Origin of the sequence: Methylobacter svalbardensis (assembly GCF_037671525.1) — a bacterium.
GTDB classification, from domain to species: domain Bacteria; phylum Pseudomonadota; class Gammaproteobacteria; order Methylococcales; family Methylomonadaceae; genus Methylobacter_A; species Methylobacter_A svalbardensis.
Window position 1 is genome coordinate 1 of record NZ_JAWPOH010000119.1, and the last position, 4,998, is coordinate 4,998.

General features: G+C 57.4%; 2 pseudogenes. Both read right to left on the bottom strand.

Annotated features, from left to right (window positions below):
* Positions 1–487: 487 nt before the first annotated feature.
* Positions 488–1,360: pseudogene (locus tag RW114_RS19760) on the bottom strand (Tn3 family transposase); the annotation flags it as partial.
* A gap of 18 nt (positions 1,361–1,378) precedes the next feature.
* Positions 1,379–4,684: pseudogene (locus RW114_RS19765) on the bottom strand (hypothetical protein); the annotation flags it as partial.
* Between the last annotated feature and the right edge of the window lie 314 nt (positions 4,685–4,998).

Consider the following 4,998-nt stretch of genomic DNA (forward strand, 5'->3'; position numbering starts at 1 on the left):
CTTCCAGTGCAATCTTGGCTTTTTGCGCCCCTGTAAAAATCTTCCGTTTGCTTTCGCTCATTTCTTACTTCTCATTTTTCGACAGAGCATAGCTTAAACTATTGTCCGGAATTCGGGGTCCACTATAAAGCGCCGATCAAAATTTCGGTTAAATTGGAAATAGTTTACTAAAACACATTAAGCGGTATCGAATCCTATGGAAGCAAATACAAACGCAATAACATCCTTGACGATACAGTATTTTCTACTAGATAAATGAGTCTGAAAAAAGAAAAAATAAATTCTTATAACTCAGCCGCTTTTCAAGTCTCGTTTATTAATGCTTTTAAATAATTTAAGGCATTCTTTTTGCAGTTGTTCTGCAGCCTGAGCATCAGTTTGATTAAGAGCAGTCTGCGATTGTAGTGAAATTAAATAGAGATAAAAAACAGGAAAGTTTCGTCAGCTTGTATAAGGGGTCAGCTCACGAAACGGAAAAAATCGTACGCTAAGCCTCGCGGGGCTCCCGTAGAGGCCGAAACTTGCCCTGCTCGACATGTTTATTCTGCCGCCAAATGTAGTCGCCCGTCAGATTGATGTGCTCCCAGCCCAACGGTGAGAGATGCGGTAGCAGCGCCTCATCGATGTCCTTGCCCGAGTCGCGTAACGCCTGGATTGAGCGCTCCAGATATACCGTGTTCCATAAGATGATAGCCGTCACTACCAAATTGAGGCCGCTAGCACGGTAGCGCTGGTTCTCGAAACTGCGGTCGCGGATTTCGCCAAGCCGGTTCAGGAACACGGCGCGGGCCAGTGCATTCTTTGCTTCGCCTTTGTTCAAACCTATCTGCACACGGCGGCGCAATTCGACGTTCTGCATCCAGTCGAGAGCGAATAGCGTGCGTTCAATGCGCCCCAACTCGCGCAAGGCCACAGCTAGGCCGTTTTGACGCGGGTAACTGCCGAGCTTTCGGAGCATCAGCGAGGCCGTCACCGTGCCCTGCTTGATCGATGCGGCCAATCGCAGGATCTCGTCCCAATGGGCGCGGATGTGCTTCACGTTGACGCCGCCGCCGCCGCCAATCAGGCCGGAGAGCGTCGGGTACTGCTTGGCGTCCCCGTGGATGTAAAGGCGCTTATCGGTCAGATCGCGGATGCGCGGGGCAAAACGGAAACCCAAGAGGTGCATCAGCGCGAATAGGTGATCGGTAAAGCCAGCCGTGTCGGTATAATGTTCATCAATGCGCAGATCGGACTCGTGGTACAGCAATCCGTCCAAGACGTGAGTGGCGTCGCGCACCGTGGCGTTGATGACCTTGGTGTGAAACGGAGCGTACTGGTTGGAGATATGGGTGTAGAACTGCACGCCTGGCTCCTCCCCAATCGGATCCCGGCTGAGCCATCGGCCTATCTCGGCATCGTAGGCCCGGTAAGGCGCCAAGGCCAAGCCCGTGGTTGAATGAGTGTAGTGGCCGGTGTAGCCGAAGGTCGAATCGTCGGCTTGGCCGGTTAGCACGCTGCGGCGGCCATAAGGGTCGTAGCTATAGGCGGCGGTCAGTTGGCCGCTGCTGTCGGTGACGGCGCGCACCGAGCCCAGGTGGTCGCGATGGTAGTAGCGGCCTTGGCCGTCTTGGCCGTCTTGGGCTTGGCCGTCGCCGTAGTAGCGAGTCAAGCGGCTGCCGACCCGTTCGTGTTCGGCGCAAAGGGCGCTGCCGCAGTAGATTAGCCGGTTGTCTCGGACTGTTGTTCCGCCGGCTTGGTCTTGGATGGCGATGCGCTGGCCCAGGGCGTCGTATTGAAATTGGCTGCCGTTGCCGCTGGCCTGTTCGATGCCGATCAGGCGGTTTTCGCCGTCCCACAGATAATTGCGCTCGCCCTGCGTGGCGCTGAGGCGCAGGCTTTGGTTGCCTTCGGCGTCGTGGCTGTAGCTATCGGCACCGCTGTTCAACAATTGGTTGAGGTCGTTGTAAGCGGCGTCGCGGCTTTGTTCGCCCAGGGTTTCTTGGATGCGGTTGCCGACCGCATCGTAGGCATAGGCAAAAGCCAAGGTTTCGGCGCTTTGCCGATGCGGCGAAATCGCCGGTGTCGCGGGCGTGGCCGGCTGGCCAGGGCCATTGGAGCTGGCCGGGATAGCCGGAATCGCATGCGGATGGCCGTTGTGATGGCCTCGGTTAACCACTTGCAGCAGTTGGCCGATGGCGTCATAAACCATGACTTCGTCGGCGTTTTCCGTGCCGCTGCGTTGCCATTGGCTGATTTGGCCCTCGGCGTCGTAACGGTATTGGTGGCCGGCCAGCAGGTTACCGTTGGGGCCGGTGTGTTCCAGGGTCAAAAGACGCAGATCGCCCAACATGTCGGCATAAGCCAAGCGGCTTTGGCTTTGATTGGGATAGAGGATTTGCGCCAAGCGCTGGGAGTCGCCGTCGTAGGCGTATTCGAACAAGCCCAGTTCGGTGTCGTTGCCGGTCACGCGGCCCAGGGCATCGTAGCCGATGGCGTTGGCATGGTTTTGTTGACCGGCGTCGATTACGTCGTGGCCGAGCAAGCGGCCCAGGATGTCGTAGCCAAATTGCACGCGGTAGCCGTCTGGGCTGATGTCTTCGGCCAATCGGCCGGCGCTGGCTTGGCCGGCCGCGATATAGGTCAGTTGCGTCGCACCTTGGCCGTTGTCGAAACCGATGAGCCGCGGGTAGGCGCTGTCGTAGCTGAAGTGGCGGTCGGCGGTGGGCTGTTGGCTGTTGCTATAGGTGATGTCGCTGACCGCGTCGTCTTTGGCGTAGCGGTAGGCGGTGATTTGGCCCAGCGCATCGGTGCGGCTTTTCAGGCGGCTGCTGGTGTTTTCGTAACGGTAATCCGTACCTTGGCCGTCGGCATAACGTTTACGAACCGGACGGCCTTGCACGTCGTAATCGAAGCGGGTGATGCGGCCCAAGGCGTCGGTCAGGGTTTCCAGGCCGCCGCAGCCGCACCAGGTATAGCGGGTGATTTGGCCTAGGGCGTCGGTGACTTGGGTCAGTTGCCGCAGCGGGTTGTAAGCGTATTGGGCGGTGCGGCCCTGTCTATCGGTTTCGCTGGCCAAATCCAGTTTGTCGTAGACGCGGGTGCGGCGGGTGCCGTCAGGATAGTCGATTTGCACGATGCGGTCGATGGCATCGTATTCGAAGGCCAAGGTATAGCCGCTGTCGTCGCTGGCAGTGGCGATGCGGCCGGCTGCGTCGTAGCTGAATTCGGCCTGAACACGGCCCAGAGCGTTGACTATTTGGCGCAGATAGCCTTGGGCATCGTATTGGTAGGCCGTGGTTTGGTTCAGCGCGTCGGTCGTCGAAAGCAATTGGCCTTGGCCGTTCCAGCCGAAGGTAGTGACGGCGCCCGATGCGTCGCGGTATCTGAGCGGACGATGTTGGCCGTTATAGCTGAATTCCGCCAACAGATCGTAGGCGTTGCCGTTCTGTTGTTTGACGCGCAGCAGATCGATGCCGTCGGCACTGTATTCGTAAACGGTTTTACGGCCCAATGGGTCGATGGCTCTGGTGACTTTGGCCAGGCTGTTGTATTCGTAGCGGTACAGTTGGGTGCTGCCGTCATCCAGTACGCGGGCGATTTGTTTGGGCTTTTCCAGCATGCCGCTGCTCACGCCGCCGCCCCAGGTTTGGCCGGGATAGCTGTACCAGACTCGGTTTTCCAGCGGCTGTTTCTCGCTTTCCTTGACGGCGACCGAAACTGAGGTGTTGACGCCGTGCAGCCAGTGGGTCAGACGGGCTTTGGTATAGTCGCCCGCCGCCGTTTTCATGGCATGTTTGTCCCAGTAAAAGCTGTTGCGGCCGTTGATGTAGGCGTTGAACACCGGCGCCAGGCCTTGGGGCACCAGGGATTCGCTGTACGGAATGCCGGGTGCTTGATGGCGGTATTCCAAGCGTTCTTTGTCGCCTTGCGGATCGGTGGCCTCCAGCCAGCGGCTGGTGCCGCTTTCGCCGTAAGCGAAGGTGATGGTGCCGTAAGGCGTGGTCAGGGCGTTGACGAATTGATTGGCCCCATAGTGCATTTGCGACTGGATGCCAATCGGATCGGTAATCGACGCCAACAGGCCGTTTTGATAGCCGAACACGGCCGAGCGCCCGAACGGGTCGGTGACGCGGGTGATTTTGTAAGGGTCGCCAGCCTCTTCGTAGGCCAGCGCCGTAGACTGACCCAGGGCATCGGTGATTTGGCTGATGCGCAGATAGGTATCGTAGCTAAGCTTTACCGCATTACCTTGGGCGTCGCGTTTTTCGGTCAAAAACACTTTACGCGGATAGACGGTCGCGCCATCGGCTTGGGCGAATACGTCGATGCTGCCGTCGGGCCAGCGCAGTTCGTAGCGAATCGGATTTTGCGAGGTGCGCACCAGAATGCCGCGCGAGCTGCTTTGCGGCGCGTAACTTTGGCTAGCGGCATGGTAGCCGGTGTGGTATTCGGCACCGCCGCCGGCCACGTAGCGCTTGATGTCGTGAGCCGGATAAGTGGGATCGTCTTGCAGATAAGTCAGCCAATTGAAGGTCCATTTCGGGCCAAGATTGGCGTAGTTGAAGTTGGCCGGCTGATTGGCCTCGCGCTGGTTGTAGGTGACTTGAAACGGAACGGCCGGACCCAGCGGCGGGGTGTAGCTTACCGGCGTGTCGCTGATATTGAGACTGACCGTCAGCGTGTGGAAGTTGTATTGGCACATCGGAGTGGACGAATCGCATTTAACTTTGTCGTCCGAGGGCTTGGTGTTTTCGGGAGCGATGCTGCCGGTATAACCACGGCCGAACACGGTGCCGGCCTCCGTGGCCGCTACTTGCTGATACTCGATGTTCAAGTTTTTAAATTTTTTGCAGCCTGATTCTTGGAAAATTATCCAGCAGCACGGTACTGTAGCGAAACCGTCGGCCCTAAACGCCCCAAATCCCTCCCAACCATATGTTTTCCAGAAGGCATTAACTGAAAAACCTCATCAATAAGTCCAGCCAATTCTTTGAGCTTAGCCGCAGGATTCTTATC